At 58.0% G+C, this 16458-nt stretch carries 16 protein-coding genes and 1 pseudogene; 7 read left to right on the top strand and 10 right to left on the bottom strand.

Annotation, left to right across the window (positions count from 1 at the left end; translation table 11 throughout):
- Positions 1–265: 265 nt before the first annotated feature.
- The 3 genes from ACOI8A_RS08850 (at position 266) to rimJ (ending at position 2560) form a co-directional block, all read left to right on the top strand.
- Positions 266–1189: a hypothetical protein gene (locus ACOI8A_RS08850; protein WP_420651084.1), complete on the top strand. Its 924-nt coding sequence runs from the start codon at positions 266–268 to the stop codon at positions 1187–1189.
- A gap of 199 nt (positions 1190–1388) precedes the next feature.
- A complete protein-coding gene (locus ACOI8A_RS08845; RefSeq protein ID WP_420651083.1) occupies positions 1389–1769 on the top strand; it encodes a DUF6124 family protein in 381 nt (126 codons plus the stop codon).
- Between the two features lie 203 nt (positions 1770–1972).
- Positions 1973–2560 carry a ribosomal protein S5-alanine N-acetyltransferase gene (gene rimJ / locus ACOI8A_RS08840; protein WP_420651082.1) on the top strand — a complete coding sequence of 196 codons (588 nt, stop codon included), beginning with the start codon at positions 1973–1975 and terminating at the stop codon, positions 2558–2560.
- Here rimJ and ACOI8A_RS08835 read toward each other — a convergent pair.
- On the bottom strand, positions 2508–3344 hold the full coding sequence (locus tag ACOI8A_RS08835; RefSeq protein ID WP_420651081.1) for a phosphatase PAP2 family protein: 837 nt from the start codon (positions 3342–3344) through the stop codon (positions 2508–2510). The two genes, rimJ and ACOI8A_RS08835, sit on opposite strands and share 53 nt — an antisense overlap.
- Positions 3341–4009, bottom strand: a complete 669-nt coding sequence (locus tag ACOI8A_RS08830) for a histidine phosphatase family protein (protein ID WP_420651080.1) — start codon at positions 4007–4009, stop codon at positions 3341–3343. Before ACOI8A_RS08830 ends, ACOI8A_RS08835 begins: the two co-directional genes overlap by 4 nt.
- Positions 4010–4275: 266 nt before the next feature.
- Between ACOI8A_RS08830 and ACOI8A_RS08825 the strand changes: the two are divergent.
- Positions 4276–5289, top strand: a pseudogene (locus ACOI8A_RS08825) (methyl-accepting chemotaxis protein); the annotation flags it as partial.
- Positions 5290–5331: 42 nt separating this feature from the next.
- Complete coding sequence (locus ACOI8A_RS08820) at positions 5332–6195, top strand: methyl-accepting chemotaxis protein (RefSeq protein ID WP_420651088.1); 864 nt, start codon at positions 5332–5334, stop codon at positions 6193–6195.
- A 202-nt stretch (positions 6196–6397) separates the two neighbouring features.
- On the opposite strand, the gene ACOI8A_RS08815 is transcribed toward ACOI8A_RS08820, so the two are convergent.
- The gene (locus ACOI8A_RS08815; RefSeq protein WP_420651079.1) at positions 6398–6625 is read right to left on the bottom strand and encodes a FitA-like ribbon-helix-helix domain-containing protein; all 228 of its coding nucleotides are present in this window, start codon (positions 6623–6625) and stop codon (positions 6398–6400) included.
- 479 nt (positions 6626–7104) lie between these two features.
- On the opposite strand from ACOI8A_RS08815, the gene ACOI8A_RS08810 reads away from it, so the two are divergent.
- A complete protein-coding gene (locus ACOI8A_RS08810; RefSeq protein WP_420651078.1) occupies positions 7105–7488 on the top strand; it encodes a DUF6124 family protein in 384 nt (127 codons plus the stop codon).
- Positions 7489–7608: 120 nt separating this feature from the next.
- A complete protein-coding gene (locus ACOI8A_RS08805; protein WP_420651077.1) occupies positions 7609–8634 on the top strand; it encodes an AraC family transcriptional regulator in 1026 nt (341 codons plus the stop codon).
- A gap of 234 nt (positions 8635–8868) precedes the next feature.
- Here the strand turns inward: ACOI8A_RS08805 and ACOI8A_RS08800 are convergent, their stop codons facing one another.
- The 7 genes from ACOI8A_RS08800 to ACOI8A_RS08770 form a co-directional block, all read right to left on the bottom strand.
- Entirely contained in the window at positions 8869–9237 is a 369-nt protein-coding gene (locus ACOI8A_RS08800) for a glyoxalase superfamily protein (protein WP_420651076.1), read from the bottom strand.
- A gap of 107 nt (positions 9238–9344) precedes the next feature.
- Positions 9345–10802, bottom strand: a complete 1458-nt coding sequence (locus tag ACOI8A_RS08795; RefSeq protein WP_420651075.1) for a D-aminoacylase — start codon at positions 10800–10802, stop codon at positions 9345–9347.
- A gap of 26 nt (positions 10803–10828) precedes the next feature.
- Positions 10829–11467: a YdcF family protein gene (locus tag ACOI8A_RS08790; RefSeq protein ID WP_420651074.1), complete on the bottom strand. Its 639-nt coding sequence runs from the start codon at positions 11465–11467 to the stop codon at positions 10829–10831.
- Complete coding sequence (locus ACOI8A_RS08785) at positions 11464–12081, bottom strand: HAD family hydrolase (RefSeq protein ID WP_420651073.1); 618 nt, start codon at positions 12079–12081, stop codon at positions 11464–11466. The genes ACOI8A_RS08790 and ACOI8A_RS08785 overlap by 4 nt, the downstream gene beginning before the upstream one ends.
- Before the next feature lies 1 nt (position 12082).
- A complete protein-coding gene (locus tag ACOI8A_RS08780; RefSeq protein WP_420651072.1) occupies positions 12083–13258 on the bottom strand; it encodes an MFS transporter in 1176 nt (391 codons plus the stop codon).
- Positions 13259–13324: 66 nt separating this feature from the next.
- Positions 13325–15046: a carbamoyltransferase gene (locus ACOI8A_RS08775; RefSeq protein WP_420651071.1), complete on the bottom strand. Its 1722-nt coding sequence runs from the start codon at positions 15044–15046 to the stop codon at positions 13325–13327.
- A 453-nt stretch (positions 15047–15499) separates the two neighbouring features.
- Complete coding sequence (locus ACOI8A_RS08770; protein WP_420651070.1) at positions 15500–16393, bottom strand: NAD-dependent epimerase/dehydratase family protein; 894 nt, start codon at positions 16391–16393, stop codon at positions 15500–15502.
- Between the last annotated feature and the right edge of the window lie 65 nt (positions 16394–16458).

The following is a 16458-nucleotide window of genomic DNA, read 5'->3' as shown; positions in this document are numbered from 1 at the left end:
GATACAAGCATTGGGTAATGGCATTGCTATCTGGTGAGGTATTCCAATTGGTATTCCAAGCAAAATACCAAACTAGCATTATTTATAATAATCAATCACATAAAATACTAATTCAGATTACCCCGGCCCACCAATTCCAACGACGAAGCCCGCCAAGTGCGGGCTTTGTCGCATCTGGCGTGTGGATAAACACTGCCCCGCCGCCGTTGGACGGAGCCCGTCACGAGCCCTATGCTGCGGGCACTGATTTGCTCCGAGGTACCTCATGAAAATTTTGATCGCCGTAGCTCTCGCCACAATCGTTTCCCTGTCCGCTCACGCAGCCGACGCCCCCACTGCGCGAGTCGAGCAGATCACCTTCAAAAGCGGCTCCGACAGTGTGCAGCGCAAGCAATCGATCAAGGGCTATCAGACTGCCGAATACAAGTTCGACGCCAAGGCTGGGCAGATTCTGACCGTTGATTTCAAACCTTCCAGCACCTCCGCCTATTTCAACATCGCAGCCAAAGGCTCGGACTACGCGTTGTTCAACGGCTCGATCATGGGCAATCACTTCTTGGGTTCGCTGCCCGCCGACGGCGAATACACGGTTCAGGTCTACTTGATGCGCAATGCCGCACGACGGGATCAAGTAGCGAATTACGCGCTGTCCGTGAGTCTCGCCGGTGGCGATGCGACAGATAACAAAAAGCCGTTCGACCAGATGCTGCAATTGAACGGCATCATCTTTCATGTCACTACCGAACAGGTTGATGGCAAATCCATGCTGCGCATCACGCCCAGCGGTCTGCAGATCGACAACGCTCCCGTCACCCGCCCGCTCGGCGGCGATATCGTGCGCGCCGAAGTTGCCGACCTGAATCGCGACGGCTCGCCTGAGGTCTACGCCTTTGTGCGCTCTGCCGGTCGCGGCATGCCGGGCGAACTGATTGCCTACTCGGCCAACAACAAAAAATCCCTGAGTGAAATCTACCTGCCATCGGTCAGCGACAACCCGACATCGGGTGAGGGTTATCAGGGGGAGGATACGTTTGCGGTGGTGGAGAACACGTTGGTCCAGCGCTTTCCCTTGTACGACAGTGCGGATGCAAGCGCGGGACGGACGGGGAAAATCCGCCAGATTCAGTACCGGTTAATGGCGGGTGAGGCGGGGTGGGTTTTGCGCGAGGACAAGGTGAGCACTTACTGATCAAGGCACTGCGGGGCGACGGTTCTCCGATGCTGATCATCAGGAATTTGGCGTCTGAGGAAATTTCCCGCAACACGCGTCGACTTTCATGAACTGGTGGCCGCAGTTTGCGCACGTTAGTCTCCAGCCCTCGCTTCCAACCGGACGTTGGATGACCAACCGGCAGCGCCGGGATCCCGAACTGCATGGAGCCACCGTGATGAAGAAAGACAGCGCAAAGCCTGTTGATGAGTTGCCACAATCCAAACCTGAAACGCTTGAGCTTTCAATCGTTCCAAAGCCTGTCGAAGCAGCACCAGCGGTCCGCGAACAGCGGCGTCAGCGCCTGCCGCTTGATCAGATCCTCAGCGTGCGTACCGACGTCGATCTGCCCACCCTGCTCGCCCACGCCTACGAAATGCTCGCGGCGGTCAATGCGCTTGCCCTGGATTTCGCCGGCGAACTTACCCCACCCCAGCGCCAGAAACTCATGGCGATTCAGCAGTTGACGATGTTGGCGGAGATGCTGGTGCTCAGGGCATGCGAGACCGTCGACCCACTGAAGCTCGCGACCCGACCGACATCGCCCGTGCGCCACTGAGAATCAGCGAGTGCCTGCTGCCCGATGAACTTATCTTCACCCCTGGTTCAGGTTTGGCCGTGTACAGTCCACTCGCTCATTCAAGAAACTACGGTTCGCCCGCTCTCCCGCGGGCTTTTTTTTGCCTGGTGTTTAGTGGCGATTTGTATTTCCACGCCCACCGCGTAATTCTGTCGGAGATCCCCTGCCTTCCGGAGCGTCCGATGTCCCTTCTGACCCTACCCTGCCAACGCCTGACGCTCGCCATTCTTTCCCCTGATCAGGCCGCGCTGGAAAGCGCTTTCTACCAGCGCAACCAACGCCATCTCGCGCCATGGTCACCCATTCGCACCACCGACTATTTTTCCACCGCGCAAATCCGCCGCCGTCTTGAAATCCAGGCCAGTGCTTTCGAGGCCGGCCTGGCAATTCATTTCGCGCTGTTGACGCCAGACGGTGGGCAGATGATCGGCGCGTGCAATTTCAGCGGAATCATTCGCGGCGCGTTTCAGGCGTGTTATGTGGGTTATCACATCGATCAGGCGCATCAGGGCCAAGGCTTGATGCGGGAAGCTTTGGAGATGGGCATCGGCTACATGTTCGACACGCAGAATCTGCACCGGATCATGGCCAATTACGTGCCCGGCAACGAACGCAGCGCACGACTGCTGGAACGCCTCGGCTTCGAGCAGGAAGGTTACGCCAAGGCTTATCTGAACATTGCCGGGCGCTGGCAGGATCATGTACTGACCGCACTGGTCAATCCGGGATTCGAAACGCCGGATCAGCGCTGGTCACGACGCCTGGCCTGAGACCCACACGCTGCCGCGCCGGGAATTCCAGCCTTGCTCGCCCGTAAAACGCCAGCGCGGTCAGCAAACACGCCAGCCAGACAAAGATTCCGGCCCAGAACGTGTGGGACATGTAATGCCAGCCCTGTAGGACCCGCGTGGTGCCATAGACGAAACCCAGCAGCAGCGAGCCCCACAACACAGCGCTGGAGAAGCGCCACTGATAACGCCGCGCCACGAAATACAGTGCGAGCATGGTGAACCCGCCGGAAGCATGTCCGCCCGGCCAGCAACGACCATCACCAGCCTCGTGGAACAACTGGAAGTTTTCATACCACTCGATGCGGGCCATTTTGCCGCCGTACAGCGTGGTTTCAATCGGGCAATACACGCTGGTGTGGGCCTTGAGGAAATGGATCACCCCGGTGCAAACCGCGAACGCCACCACCACGAAGATAAAGTCGCGTCGATGCTCGGCAGCAAAGCGCAGCACTGGCGCAACGTTGCTGCGCTGAAGAAAACCGCCCAGCCGTGGATGCTTCTCCGGCTTCACCAAAGGCCAGACAAACGACAGTAGCGCGCCGATCAAGGCGATTTCCGCTGTCCAGTTCGGAATGATCCGCGCCCACTTATGGGTCAGTTGCTCGAAGAAATGAATATTGTCCAGCGGGAAGGTGTGGGTCAGCGGGTCGTACAACAAGTTGCTGAAGGCGATATCGATGTTGGTCCTGTCGAACATGAAAAACACCAGCGCCGCACAGATCAGCGGCAGACCGAAGTTGTACGCGTAAAAACGAGGGTTCATTGGGTGCTCACCGTGCGCCAGTCGGAGGCTTCGATAAAGCCGAGCATCTTCGGCGCCGCCGGGCTGGCGGCGGATACAAACAGTGAAGCGCCATAACCGACATCTGCGATCGGGACTTTCAGATCTTTTGCCAGTTGCGCCATGCATTCGCTGTGCGTCACCAGCACCAGATTGCGCCCGGGAATCTTGTGCGCGAGGGCTTCCTGCAACATGCGGCCCTTGCAACTGATCAGCCAGTCTTCGTTGGCGACCTTGTTGAACATGTACCCGGCGGTCTGCACGGTGCGCACCATCGGGCTGTTATAGATGTCGACGTTACTCAGCCCCAGTTGCTCAAACTGCGCGCCGACACTCACGGCAACGCTGCGCGAGCGGTCAGTGATGCCGTCGTCGCCGCTCAGGCAAGGTGCTTTGGAGTGATCGCAACGCTCGACATGGCGTACCAGCGCAATCACCTCGCCTCTCGCCCAGCCGTTCTTCAACGCCTGTGCCCCCGCAACGTTGCCGTGGGCCAGATCAGGCACTGCCGCCGGCGCCAGCAGCCACAGAGTCAGCGGAGTGACCAACGACAATGCCGCCAACACCACCCACGTGTTGCGAAACCGCGCCAGGCCGCGCAGATCGATCGAGCGTTTCAGGCCGAACAGACTCAGTCTCAATTCCACATCAAGCCGCCTCACCGGCATACATCACGTTCATTTGATGCCGCGAGGGTAGCGACCGGCGCGTGTGCAGCCGGTGAAACCCATGTGAAAAAAGTCTTGAGGCAGCTTAGGCAAAGCTTGTTACAGAATTTGTCCGACAAAAAACCTTTCAGCTCTCGCAAACACGGCCGATACAGACCTGCTAACACCCTTGCTGGCTCGAAAAAAACAACAATCTTCCAGCCCAACTGACGATCAAGAAGCACAACGTTTCTGGAGGAATTGTGATGAATAGCTGGTTCGGCAACATCAGCGTGAACCTTAAACTCGGCCTGGGTTTCGGCCTGGTTCTGGCACTGACCTGCGTCCTGGCCCTGACTGGCTGGACCAGCCTCGGTGGCCTGATTGACCGCAGCAACTGGATGAGTGACATCACCCAGCTCAATGCCGGTCTGACCAAATTGCGCGTGGTGCGCCTGCAATACATGCTGACCAACGGCGACGAAACCGCCGCGCAGAATGTGCAGACCACCCTCGACGGCTTCGCCGCGCAACAGCAAGCGCTGATCAACAGCTTCAAGAGCCCGGAGAACGTCAAACTGCTCAAGCAGCAGGCGGCAACCATCGCCGAGTACCAGACGTCGCTGAACAAAATGCGCAATGCCTACCGCACCGGCAACAGCGCGCGCGACACCATGAGCGTCAACGCTGACACCGCCTACAAACTGATCGAATCGATCAGCGCACGCGTGCAGCAGATGGACATGAGCGAACAGCGTTTCGAACAGTTCCAGGCAATTACTGCGGCCAAGGAAGCGTTCATCCTCGCGCGCTACGAAGTGCGCGGCTACACCGCCACCACCAATGCCGAAACCGAGCAGAGAGCGGTCGGCCAACTGGACGCGGCAATCGCCAGCCTCAAACCGCTGAACGTGCATTTCGCCGCCACCCAGCAAGACGCACTGCGTCAGCTTGAGACTGCACTGGTCAACTACCGCAGCGCTCTGCAGGCGTTCAAGAACGCCAACATCGAAGCGGTGCAGGCGCGCAAGGAAATGACCGACCAAGGCACGACCATTGTCGCCTTGAGCGAGCAGCTGTATCAGATTCAGCTTGATCGTCGCGATGTGGAAAGTGCCCAAGCCCGGACTTTCCAGTTGATCAGCACCCTGCTGGCGCTGCTGGTTGGCGTGATCGCTGCGGTGATCATCACCCGTCAGATCACCCGTCCGCTGCGTGAAACCATGGCCGTGGTCGAGCGCATCGCCAGCGGTGATCTGAGCCACAACGTGGTTGTCACTCGTCGTGATGAACTCGGCGTATTGCAACAAGGCATCGCGCGCATGGGCGTGACCCTGCGCGACCTGATCAGCGGCATCCGCGACGGCGTGACCCAGATCGCCAGCGCCGCCGAAGAACTGTCAGCCGTTACCGAGCAGACCAGCGCCGGCGTCAACAGCCAGAAGATCGAGACCGATCAGGTGGCCACCGCGATGCACGAAATGACTGCCACCGTGCAGGAAGTCGCGCGCAACGCCGAAGAAGCCTCGCAAGCCGCAGCCGCCGCTGATGGCGAAGCCCGCGAAGGCGACAAAGTGGTCAACGAAGCCATCGCCCAGATCGAACGTCTGGCCAGCGAAGTGGCGCGCTCCACCGAAGCCATGGCCGTGCTGCAACAGGAAAGCGACAAGATCGGCAGCGTCATGGACGTGATCAAAGCCGTGGCCGAACAGACCAACCTCCTGGCGCTCAACGCCGCGATCGAAGCCGCGCGTGCCGGTGAAGCCGGCCGTGGTTTCGCGGTAGTCGCCGACGAAGTGCGTGGCCTGGCCCAGCGCACACAGAAATCCACCGAAGAAATCGAAGGCCTGGTGGCCGGTCTGCAAAACGGCACTCAACAAGTCTCCGCCGTGATGAACAACAGCCGCGCCCTGACCGACAGCAGCGTAGCGCTAACGCGCAAGGCTGGCGTATCCCTGGAAAACATCACCCGCACGGTGTCGAACATCCAGTCGATGAACCAGCAGATCGCCGCTGCTGCTGAACAGCAAAGCGCTGTAGCTGAAGAGATCAGCCGCAGCATCATCAACGTACGTGACGTGTCTGAACAGACTGCGGCGGCGAGTGATGAGACAGCAGCGTCGAGTGTTGAACTGGCGCGGTTGGGTGGGCAGTTGCAGCAGATGGTGAGTCATTTCCGCGTTTGATGCTTTATTGGCGTTGAAGCTGAAATCGAACCGCGGGCAAGTCGAATCGTCGCACCGCCGCTCCCACAGGTTCTTCTGGTGTTCACAACAATGTGTTCACTGGAGATCCCTGTGGGAGCGGGCTTGCCCGCGATTGCGGTCTGACTGAAGAAAATATTTTGAAGCCCGCTGGAGACAGCGGGCTTTTTTGTGTGCGGAGTAATCAGCCGCTGAATTGCTCTGTGCGTGCTGGCAGATCCAGTTCGACACCACCCATGGCGCCGAACCGATTGCTGATCCGAGTACCTAGCCCACCGAAGCGATCATCCGTCGCCAGCGCTCGCTCCAAAATCAACCGCGCTTCTTCCTCCATGGAATGACCGTTATGGGCGGCAGCAATGAGCAGTTGTTCTTTGATCTGCTCGTCGAGTCGAATCGTGATGCTGGTCATGAAGCCTCTTGCGATCGGCGAAATAAGTGATCGCAGACTAGCAAATCATGCCGAAGGTCTCTTGCCTGATCATGCTCTCCGGATGAATTTAGCCAACGCTTTCCCCAGCATGTTGTAAGTCAGTAAACATGCCGTGTAGAAGCTGTTTAGCGACACGTCGTGATACGTCCACAAGCCCACAAAACCTTGCGCCTTTGCCTACAGCTACGCCAGAATCCGCCGGCTTGTGCGTCTTGGGCATGCTGGGTAATTTGGTTGCTTCACTGATTCCCAGTGATCGAGCTTAGCGGTTCGGATAGTCGCTTACGGTTGCACATGTCGAATCCAGTCAGGCACTCGCCTGCACTCGATGGTGGCTGTGCGCATGGCACCTTCGGGTGCGCCGGGTTTTAGGTGACTACCGGTCCGCTAACTTGCGCACAGCTGCCACCCTTTTGCTTAGCGGCGAAAAGGTGCGGCCTCACCAGAGGTTAGTCACCATGTTCAAAGTAACGCCAAATCCACCGATCACCGAACCAACATCCATCCCCGATCCGGCATCCCCCTACGAATGCCCCGGCTCAAAGAAATTCCACGAAGCCGCCGACCGCGCGCTCGATTATCACTTGGGCCCATTAGCCGCCCACATGATGGCCGCGCCCTACTACACCAATCGCCTCTACATGGCCAACCCCAAGTCCAGCAATGAAGCCTTGTTGGTCGACGCCAGCGAAACCCTCGGCTCGGCCAACGTCATGCTCAGCGACTTCGCCGCGTTGCTTCAAGGCACGCACCGCAAGACCTTGTTAGGCATTGCGCAGATCGTGATGCTGGGAGAGTTGGCGGTTAATCAGGTGCTGGATAATTTGGTTCCGACTGAGTGAAAAACACGGCGGCGAGCGCAATGCTCGCCGCACTCGCAAGTCGTGGACTTTACTCAAGGTTTCAAATTACCTTCAGTGCATTCCTTCGCCCGCGCAGACCTTCATCCAGAGAACCCGATCATGCACTCGCTCGGCTTCACCTCCGTCCCTCCATTGCTCAAATACCTGCGCCACGCCGAGCACCTCGGTATGGCGATCGAGCCTGCGTTGGCGGCGGCCGGGTTGCAGGCGCAGCAGTTGAGCGACAACAGCCTGCGTTTGCCGGGTGAGGCGCATGAGCGGTTGCTGGATTACTTTTGCGAGCACTCGGGTGATCCGCTGTTCGGTCTGAATGCCGCGCGTTATGTGCTGCCGAACTCGTGGAGCGTGCTTGGTTACATCACCATGAATTGCGCGACGCTTGGCGATGCGATGAGCCGGATCATGCCGTTCGAAAAACTGGTGGGCGACATGGGCGTCAGCCGCGTCGAGGTGCATGAAAACCATGTGCATTTGATTTGGAATTGCCGTTATCAGCGCCCGCGCATCCGTCGGCATCTGGTGGAAAACGTGCTCGGTTCCTGGCTGCACTATGCGCGGTGGATTGCCGACACCCAACTCGCGCCGGCCAGCGTATGGCTGGAACATCCGCGCCCGGCCGACACTGCGCAGGAACAGTACGAGCAGTTCTTCGATTGTCCGGTGCTGTTCGATCAGCCTTATTCGGCGTTGATTGTGCCGTTGCCTTATTTGCAGTTGCCGCTACGCCAGGCCGACGCGCAATTGCTACGCACGCTGGAAGAACATGCAATGGGCTTGATGGCGACGCTGGAGGATGCGTCGCTGCAACAGCGGGTGAAAAGTATTCTGCGGCAGTTGCTCAAGGAAGGGCTGCCGCGCAAGGAGCAGGTGGCCGAACAACTTGCGGTGTCAGTGCGCACGTTGCAACGTCAGTTGCATCTGGCGGGTACTTCGTATCAGCAGATTCTGGATGATTTGCGGCAGGAGTTGGCTGAGCACTATTTGCTCAATAGCACGTTGCCGATTCAGGATATTGCGCAGTATTTGGGCTTTAGCGAACCGCGCTCGTTTCATCGAACTTTCAAGAGTCGGCGCGGGATGCCGCCGGGGGAGTTTCGGCAGATGCATCGGGGGAGTTGTGGTTGAGTGTGCCGAGGGTTTTGTTCGGCGTACGACTTTCCCCTCACCCCAGCCCTCTCCCGTGGGAGAGGGGGCCGACCGAGGTGTCTGGCGTTGTACATCGACCTGAATAACCGAGTCGATTATGGATTCGCTAGAGCATTTTCAGGTCGGCGTATTTCCCGAGCATCCCCGGATCAGTCCCCTCTCCCCTCGGGCGGTCCGACGTTTCGGGAGGGTTAGGGTGAGGGGCTTCTCGGATCAGAGGCTGATCGCATTGGTAAACACCAACCGATTGCCAAACGGATCGGCAATGGTCATGTCCTGACTGCCCCACGGCATCGCCTGAATCTGCGGGTGCGAGAACTTGTAGTCCTTGGCCAGCAACTGTTGCTGAAACGCCTCGAGTTCATCAGTCTCGATACGCAACGCCGAACCCGGGCTCGCGTCACCATGATGCTCGGACAGATGCAACACACATTCGCCACGCGACACCTGCAAGTACAGCGGGAAGTTCGCTTCGAAGCGGTGCTGCCAGTCGATCTTGAAACCGAGAAAGTCGACGTAGAATTCGATGGCCTTGGCCTCATCGAATATCCGCAGGATCGGGGTGGTTTTGCCGAAGCTCATGAATTGCTCCCTGACTGGTTGGCCCGACAGTGTAGCTGGGCTGGATGTCAGCACTTCGGCTTGGCGCGGACTTTCTTTAATTGCACTGTGCCACTATGCGACGCAGATCAAATAAAGCCGTCGCGCAAATCGCCCTGCCGTGCCAGAAACCGCCCTTCGCGCCGACCATTGGCCTGCCCGTCCTTGTAGCTCAACACGCCGTTGATCCACACCCCGTCAATCCCCAGCGCCGCACGTTGCGGATCATTGAAATCCGCGACATCGCGCACGGTCGCGGGATCGAACAACACCAGATCCGCCCAGTGTCCTTCACGAATCTCGCCGCGTTCTTTCAAGCCAAAACGCGCCGCCGACAATCCAGTCATTTTGTGTACAGCGGTGTGCAGCGGAAACAGTCCAACATCACGACTGAAATGCCCAAGCACCCGTGGGAACGCGCCCCACAAACGCGGATGCGGAAACGGATCTTCCGGCAAACCATCGGAGCCGACCATCGACAGCGGATGCGCAAGAATCCGCCGCACGTCGTTCTCGTCCATCCCGTAATACACCGCGCCGGCCGGTTGCAGACGCTTGGCGGCTTCGAGCAACGGCAGATTCCATTCAGCGGCGATGTTGATCAAGTCGCGGCCACTCACGTCCGGATGCGGCGTCGACCAGGTGATGGTGATGCGATGCGCGTCGGTGACCTGCTTCAAATCCAGCGTCGAAGAACTCGCCGCATACGGATAACAATCGCAGCCGACCGGATGGGTTTTCGCCGCTTCTTCCAGTGACGCCAGCAGTTGCGGACTGCGCCCCCAGTTACCCGCGCCGGCACACTTGAGGTGGGAAATGATCACCGGTGACTGGGCGTGACGGCCGATGCGGAAAGCTTCATCCATCGCCTCAAGTACCGGTTCGAATTCACTGCGCAAATGCGTGGTGTACACCGCGCCGAATGCCGTGAGTTCCTCGGTCAGTTGCATGACTTCATCGGTTGATGCGCTGAACGCACTGGCATACGCCAAGCCTGTGGATAAACCCAACGCACCGGCCTCCAGACTTTCACGCAACTGCTCACGCATCGCCGTAATTTCATCGGCGCTCGCAGTGCGGAACAAGTCGTCGAGGTGATTGCTGCGCAGCGCCGTGTGCCCGACCAGTGCCGCCACATTCAGCGTGGTGTTGGCCGCTTCGACCGCCGCGCGGTAGTCGCTGAAACGCGGATAAACGAAGGCTGCGGCCGTGCCGAGCAAGTTCATCGGATCCGGTGGATTGCCTTTCAAACTGACCGGTGCAGCGCTGATCCCGCAATTGCCGACGATAACCGTGGTCACGCCCTGGCTGAGCTTGGGCAGCATCTGCGGCTGACGGATCACCACGGTGTCGTCGTGGGTGTGTACGTCGATGAAACCCGGGGCCAGCACCCGGCCAGCGGCGTCGACTTCTTCAACGGCGCGAGCGTCGTGCAGGTCGCCGATGCGCTGGATGCGGCCGTTGAGCAGCGCCATGTCGGCGGAGTAACCGGGTGTGTTGCTGCCGTCGATGACCAAGGCGTTGCGAATCAGTGTGTCGTACAGCACGTCAGTCTCCCGGCAGCGGATCCGCGTCAACTGCTGCCCTTGATCAAATGATGATCGAACCCTTGCTCTATCAGATATCGCCATGCGACCTGAACCTCTTCAGGTACTGCCTGCTCGACCTGAAAACCCAGCGAAGGGTAAACCATGATGCGGTGCACATCACCGACCATTTCGTCGATCAGCCCCAAGACTCCGATCAAATTGCTCACCTCGCCCGGGAAGCTGTAGGAAGGGGCATCCACCGATGCCTCAAGTCCCGGCCATTGCACCGGAACGGTCAACGCCACTCGCCGAATCGAATTCGGCTTGGTCAGAAATGTGGCCCGGCGCACGTCTGGAAACAACGCCCTGGCAAAGGCAATGTTCTCGGCGAAATTGGTAGCGCGCGACTCCAGTGTGAACTGATCCACCGAGACGCCCAAGGTCACGGCTCGTTGCGCAAAAACGTCGGCTTCGGTCTGTGCCCACAAATGCCTCGTCCAGTTCCCGGTATTACCGGTGAACAACAGGTGCGGGGCAACACCTTCTCTCAACAATTGGCAGGCGTAATCACACACTCGAAGATCGTATGAACCGCAGACCACGATCAGTTCACATGCGCTGTGTGCGCGTCCTTGCGTGAGGTATTCCCATAGCACACCGGCGTGCCGCAGAGTGAGCGTCATGGTAGAGCGAGCCTCCCGGTCAGCGAGATCGGCAGCAGCGTGAAATCCATATAAGAGTGTGCGGCTCCGTGGGTAATCAGCGTCGGGTCATCGCCGATGCCGATGCATTCTGCACCACTGCTGACCGCTGACTGCACGCCGCTGACGGAGTCTTCGAAGACCAGGCACTCTGCACTTTGACGCCCCAATTGCGCAGCTGCCAGGCAATAGGGATCAGGCGCCGGCTTGCCGCTGCGAACGTCGTCGCGACAGATGATGCTGTCAAACACGTCAGTCAGATCGTGTTGCTGCAGAACGTGGTCGACACGCGCTCGCCAACTGCTGGTCACCAATGCCAAGGGTACGGCGCGATCCTTTAGTCGAGCGATAAACGCGGCCACCCCCGGCACCATCGGACAATTCGACACCTGCTCGATGGCGTCGACTTCCTGCTTGATCGCCACACGCTGATCTTCATCGAACTGACCAAACAGGGTCTGCAAGGTATGACCGCCGGGTCTGCCGTGAATATGATCGTCGATGAATGTCTGATCGACGCCAACGCCGTACTTGCGTGCAACGCTGGTCCAGGCAAATTCAATGACATCGCGAGACTGGATAAGCACACCATCCATATCAAAGCAGACGGCTGTAAACGTTCGTTGTTTCATCGGGTGAACTTCGCATCTTTTGATGGGCGAGAAATGCCAGCACCGTTCCGATCAGGGCGAACAGAGCCATCACATAGTAGGACCACTGCGGGTGTGTCTCGTATAAATATCCGGCAAAGGGCGTAGCCAGCCCCATGGGCAACGCAACAGCCAGGGAGTAATAAACCCCTTGCGTGAAGACCTGAATATCTTGCGGTGCATGGTCGCGGATGAACCGCATGATCGCTGCGTGGTAGGCGGCAAAACTCAATGCATGCAAGCTCTGGCCCAGCAGAATCAGCGAGACCGCGTCGCTGTTGGAAAACAACGCCCAGCGCAGTGCCGCGCAGACACTCGAAAACATCACGATAGAAAGTGGCGAGTAATACGACAGGACTTTGCTCGAGAGCGCGAAGTAGATGATTTCCGCAATCACAGCCACCGCCCAGAAGGCTCCGATGGTCGCCGGAGAGAAGCCTTTGACTCCCCAGCCAATGGAGGCTGTGGAAAAATACAAGGTGTGGCTCAGTTGAATAAAACTGGCCGCCGCAATGGCGATCAGCAGACTCTTTTGCGCAAACAGGACTGTCCAGTCAGGTCGTTTGATGGTGCGGGCGACAGGCTCCAGATGTGCACGGGAAACCTGGAGTTTCAAGTGCAAACACGCCAAAGCGGTGAACAACATGCTTGCGGCGATCATGATCGGCACCCAGGACTGGCCGTACTTCGCGAGCACAAGACCGCCAAGCGTCGAGGTCAGGATGAAGGCCGAGGATCCCACCGCCCGGACCCAGCCATAATTTTGCAACGCCTGTTTGTCGCGCTTGAGCAAATAGGACTCGGACAATGGCAATACAACCATCCACAGCCCGCCAAACAGAATACTCAGGCACACATATATCCATAGATGTGCCGGAATGAAATAAAACAGCAACGTACAGAACGCCGCCGTGAAGCCGAGAAAAGCGGCGAGGCGCAGTTGGTCCACACGCCAGTCAGCCACATAAGTGATAAACACCCCGGTGAACACCTGTGGCCAATATGCCGCAGCAATCAGCAAGCCTATCTGGCTGGCACTGAAACCCAGTGAATCCAGCCAGGTCGGCCAGAACGGATAGATAATGCCTTCCGCTGCGAAGAACCCGAAAAAGACTAGATACATGCGTCAACCATACGCTTGATACTCCAGAAACAGGGCTCGCGAGGAGCCCCGAACACTATCAGCCCGCTATTCGAAGCGCTGGCCGGTGAAGCTGTTTTTGCCTTTGCGCCAGACAATCAGGGACTCGCTCATCACCACCAGGTCGACCATCCCTTCTTTCAACGCATCCAGGGCGTCCTGGGAAGAGCACACGATGGGTTCTTCATGGCGGTTGAACGAGGTGTTGATCAAAGCGGCCTGCCCGGTCTTTTGATGCCATGCGTTCAACAGGCGATGCATGAAAGCATCACCTTGCGGGCGGATGATCTGCGGCCGCGCGGTGCCGTCAACGTGCACGACTGCCGGGCTTGCTTCCCTGAACTGCGGGTGACAATCGTAGGTCATGGTCATGGTGTCTGCCGCCACCTGATCCGCGTCCCAACCGACGTAGCAGGCGGGTGCCTGCTCAATGGCCGTGACCGGGCCGAAGGGCATGAACTCCGTGCGGTGCATGCGTTTGTTGAGCCAGTCGTTAACGTCGGCATCCTGCGCGTGGTAGACGATGCTTCGGTTGCACAGCGAACGCGGCCCGAATTCCATCTTGCCCTTGAACATACCCAGCACCTGATTTTCCATCAGAGCGTCGGTCAGCACTTCGATGATGTTCGACGGCGTGTGGTAACCCAGTTCGGGGTAGTCGCGATTGATCAGATTGATGTTCTGCGAAACCGTGCGCGACTCAGGCCCGAGTGCCATTGCAGGGTTTTTGAAGCGCGTGCCTTGCTCCAGATAGGCCGCGCCCACCGCCGCAGCCAGTGCCAACCCGCCATCGCCCATGCACGGCAGCACATAAACATTCTTTACACCGCTGATCTCACGCAGGCGCTGATTGAGTTTGACGTTGCCAAATACACCACCGGCCAGGCACAGATTGGTGCTGCCACGTTGCGCCAGATGGTGGGTGACTGTCGCCACCAGCAGGTCTTCGGTATGGCGCTGCACGGCCGCGGCTATATCCTCAGGCGTTTCCCGAGCGAAGAGGGTTTCCAGTGGTTCGCTGTAGTGGTTGTAGGACGGCAGGAACATATCGCCACAACAGGCCTTGATTCGCCCGTCTTCAAAACGGATCATTTGCTGCATCACCCCCAGCAACTTTTGCGGATCGCCAAAAGCGGCCAGTCCAGTGACTTTGCCCTCGTGCCGGTTAGGCTTGTAACCGAGTAAATGGGTAATCCGCCCGTAGAAATACCCCAGACTGTCAATACTGGTTTCGCGTTGCAGCACGGTGGTTTCGGTCGGACTGTGCCAAGTGACCGTCAGGGACTGAAAGTCGCCTCGCCCATCGCACGTCAGGGTCAGCGCTTCGTCGAACGGTGAACAGACATAGGCTCCGAGAGCATGGCACTCATGGTGATCAATGTAATAAGCCTTGCCAGCTAGACCGTTGGCAGAAATATATTGGTCAAACTCGGCGCGTTTCTCTTTATCGTTGTTTATTTCATCGGTTACACGTTGACGGAACTGCGCAAGCCCTTGGGGATTATTCCTGACCTCCTCGACAATTCGATCAAAGTACAACTCAAGGTGTTTTTCGGCATTGAAGCCAGCGTTCCATCCATAGGCAACATAATCGACATCTTCCAGTGACACCCCTGCCTGGCTCAACACGAACTCAATGGACTTTACCGGCCAGATCTTGTGATCCTTTATGCGAGTGAAGCGCTCTTCGCTGACTGCTGAAAGAATCTGACCATCACGTACCAGACAGGCACCCGACAAGTCGTTGTTAGTAACGCCCAAAATGATCATGACTACTCCTTGTTCTTGCCAATTCAGGTGATGACTTCGCCTACGCCGGGGAATGCCCGGCGCCAGCTTTGATTAACATCAGATACGGACTTCATGATCGCCCCTCGCCACTAAGGAGACGGTCGATCTGCTTCCGCTTGCCGGGATATACCTTCACGAGAAGGCATCAAGAGTGTGTTGCCATCGCGAATTCCATTTGCATAAAACTCCATAAGCAGTAACTTGCTGGCCGGCTTCATGCCTATGCAACAAGTTGTTGCCGTATAACCAGTCGGCGGCCATTAACGCCACCCTGTTTGACCGTGTGAAAGCCTAGTACGAAATTTCTGAAAAACCCCAGACACCCCTGCCTAAAAATTAAATCTTGCTTACAGGCCCCTGTTTCCGGGGACTTCACAGGCAAAAAAAACCGTGGAGCCAACCTGCTGGCTCCACGGCTTTTTTTGGGGGGGCTTACACCATTTCGTTACGAATCCATTCAACCACCGACGTGCGTTTCGGCGCCCAGCCCAGCAGTTCGCGGGCGTGTTTGCCGCGTACCCGGCTGTTGGAGCCTAGGCCGTAGTTGGCCATTTCGTAGCCCCATTCGGCTTCGGCATCTTTCAGTGGCCAGTCTTGTGGCTCGCCGAGGTTCAGCGCTTGGGCCATGGCGGTGGTCATGTCGATGAACGAGGCTTCGCCGCTTTCGACGAAGTAGAAGGTGCCCGGCACATTCTTGGTCAGCGCCAGCAAATACAGAGCAACCACGTCTTCGATGTGCACGTTGGACCAGATGTTCTGGCCAGTGCCGACGTGGCGCACCACGCCGCTCTTGCGTGCCTGTTTGAGCAAGCGCGGCAGTTGCACGCTGTCGCGCTTGACGCCGAGGCTGTGGCCGTAGATCAGCGTGTTGCAGATGACTGCCGAATTCACCCCGTCCTTGGCAGCGGCAAGGATCAGGTTGTCGATGGCCACGCGCGCGGCTTTGTCGACGGTTGGCGCCGGCAGTTTGTCCTCGTGGTAGATGACGTCGCTTGATTTGCCGCCGGATGCATCGCCGACGATGCTCGAACCGCTGGTGTGCAGGAACACTTTGTTGCTACCGCGCAGGCCGTCGAGCAAAGCTTCGACCGCGCCGCGATGATCGCTGCTGGCGGCGTTGATCACGGCGTCGGCGGCGCGGGCCTGTTCGGCGAGCAGCGCTTGATCTTCGAGGGTGCCGATCACGGGATTGATGCCCAGAGCTTTCAGTTCATCGGCCTGTTCGGCGCTGCGCACCAGACCTGTGACGTGATGCCCGGCCTGCACCAGACCGGTAGCGATGGAACCGCCGATAAAACCGGCAGCGCCGGTAACGAATACGTTCATGGAGAAACTCCCTGCGTGAGTAAGTGATGAGACGAGTATCGACCTGCGACTCGTGCGGAAAAACC

It is taken from the genome of Pseudomonas sp. P4795, from assembly GCF_048822895.1.
Classification (GTDB): Bacteria; Pseudomonadota; Gammaproteobacteria; order Pseudomonadales; family Pseudomonadaceae; genus Aquipseudomonas.
This window is presented reverse-complemented; position numbering and strand designations above follow the sequence as displayed.

What these genes read in the sequence shown, in the direction of transcription:
- ACOI8A_RS08845 (WP_420651083.1), top strand. Translation starts at nt 1,389, where the DNA reads ATGAAGAAAGACAGCGCAAAGCCTGTTGATGAGTTGCCACAATCCAAA.
- ACOI8A_RS08805 (WP_420651077.1), top strand. Translation starts at nt 7,609, where the DNA reads ATGCACTCGCTCGGCTTCACCTCCGTCCCTCCATTGCTCAAATACCTG.
- ACOI8A_RS08785 (WP_420651073.1), bottom strand. Translation starts at nt 12,081, where the DNA reads ATGGATGGTGTGCTTATCCAGTCTCGCGATGTCATTGAATTTGCCTGG.
- ACOI8A_RS08780 (WP_420651072.1), bottom strand. Translation starts at nt 13,258, where the DNA reads ATGTATCTAGTCTTTTTCGGGTTCTTCGCAGCGGAAGGCATTATCTAT.
- ACOI8A_RS08815 (WP_420651079.1), bottom strand. Translation starts at nt 6,625, where the DNA reads ATGACCAGCATCACGATTCGACTCGACGAGCAGATCAAAGAACAACTG.
- ACOI8A_RS08770 (WP_420651070.1), bottom strand. Translation starts at nt 16,393, where the DNA reads ATGAACGTATTCGTTACCGGCGCTGCCGGTTTTATCGGCGGTTCCATC.
- ACOI8A_RS08835 (WP_420651081.1), bottom strand. Translation starts at nt 3,344, where the DNA reads ATGAACCCTCGTTTTTACGCGTACAACTTCGGTCTGCCGCTGATCTGT.
- ACOI8A_RS08850 (WP_420651084.1), top strand. Translation starts at nt 266, where the DNA reads ATGAAAATTTTGATCGCCGTAGCTCTCGCCACAATCGTTTCCCTGTCC.
- ACOI8A_RS08800 (WP_420651076.1), bottom strand. Translation starts at nt 9,237, where the DNA reads ATGAGCTTCGGCAAAACCACCCCGATCCTGCGGATATTCGATGAGGCC.
- ACOI8A_RS08790 (WP_420651074.1), bottom strand. Translation starts at nt 11,467, where the DNA reads ATGACGCTCACTCTGCGGCACGCCGGTGTGCTATGGGAATACCTCACG.
- ACOI8A_RS08775 (WP_420651071.1), bottom strand. Translation starts at nt 15,046, where the DNA reads ATGATCATTTTGGGCGTTACTAACAACGACTTGTCGGGTGCCTGTCTG.
- ACOI8A_RS08810 (WP_420651078.1), top strand. Translation starts at nt 7,105, where the DNA reads ATGTTCAAAGTAACGCCAAATCCACCGATCACCGAACCAACATCCATC.
- rimJ (WP_420651082.1), top strand. Translation starts at nt 1,973, where the DNA reads ATGTCCCTTCTGACCCTACCCTGCCAACGCCTGACGCTCGCCATTCTT.
- ACOI8A_RS08820 (WP_420651088.1), top strand. Translation starts at nt 5,332, where the DNA reads ATGGGCGTGACCCTGCGCGACCTGATCAGCGGCATCCGCGACGGCGTG.